2 protein-coding genes are annotated in these 1182 nt (G+C 46.1%); both read right to left on the bottom strand.

All coding sequences use genetic code 11. The annotated features are described in order from the left end of the window. On the bottom strand, nt 1-306 hold a 306-nt coding region (locus tag CX664_RS25985; protein ID WP_146000257.1), incomplete at its 3' end, for a hypothetical protein. A 218-nt stretch (nt 307-524) separates the two neighbouring features. After that, the coding region (locus CX664_RS23270; protein ID WP_146000256.1) for an RAP domain-containing protein at nt 525-1182 on the bottom strand (658 nt) is incomplete at its 5' end.

Below are 1182 nucleotides of genomic sequence, written 5' to 3'. Positions count from 1 at the left end.
ATCATAGCGATGACCGAAACGATCCGATTTACTCACCAGGTCATCCATTATTTCCTGTTTGATGAGCGCATTAAAATCTTGAGCAGGGTTTACTGAACGGTACTGTAGATATTGTGAAGGGCGTGTGAAACGAGAATGGTAAAATTCATTAGGCCCCGGGGCAGTGCGGGAGGGGTTATGCCATTGTCTGACTGTGGCATTTCTATATCGTCCACGCCGTGAAGAAGCGGCCTGACCATTCGGTTGGTTGTAATCATTGCCTGATCTTGCGTATTGACCACTGATACCAGCAGAGCTTCTATCCATAACTATATTTCATTAATTCATGAGAATATAAAAAGCAGACTGCTGTTCTGTTCAGAAGTTCATTTTGCATAAGCAGTGGGAGAAACTCATCTGCTCCTGATGCCAACCATCCGTTGTCTTCAAAACATCCGGGGCGAAATTCAGGGGCAGCAGGTCTTCAACGCTGGTAGAACTTTACTTGAATGTGAAAACGATTCCTGGGGGGCGAAGGGAGGGGGTTACTGGCTGTTTTTTCTCTTCCTTTTGGCTGGTTTGCCGGTTTGTTCTTCTAACTGTTTTTCGGCGGTTAAGTAACCGTGATCTGTGGGTTGCCTGCCTTTATCAGCAGTAACGTATGCCGCATCTGTCCACGTTCTTTTAAGTGATACAGAGCCATGCCCTTGTGGTGGGAAGCCTATCCTGGACTTTATTTGATCAATACATGGTTTCATTGAATCCTGAGTCAAGAGCATCTTAACCGGAATTTCAATGACCTCAAATCCTGCTTTTTGCAACAGTGCGATTTTCAGCAGCGTCGAACCATTCCTGGTGTTGAAATCACCACCCACGTAATGAGAGGGTCCCTGAACTTCAATCACCATGTTGTGATCTGGCAGTAGCAGGTCAACCGGAGGCAATGAGTTCAGACTCTTTTCTTCTTCAATCTGTAAAGAGGGAAAGCATGATTGGAGTTGATCGCGAAAGTCGGCTTGAGGTTTTGAAATAGTTGTCCGGTAATTGGGGACGACCGGGCACGCTCTCCCAAGCCAACTTGCGGCCATGGCAATGATGCGTTGATCGTCTTCATTGTCTGAGGATATATTTTCCACACGAGTAAACAGGCCATCCATGTGCTTTTCAAACCAGTTATTGCTTCGGGAGTCCAGAGATAATCTG

The sequence above is a fragment of the Endozoicomonas acroporae genome (genome assembly GCF_002864045.1).
Classification (GTDB): domain Bacteria; phylum Pseudomonadota; class Gammaproteobacteria; order Pseudomonadales; family Endozoicomonadaceae; genus Endozoicomonas; species Endozoicomonas acroporae.
The sequence above is the reverse complement of the archived record's forward strand: the minus strand, read 5'-3'. Positions and strand labels throughout refer to the sequence as shown.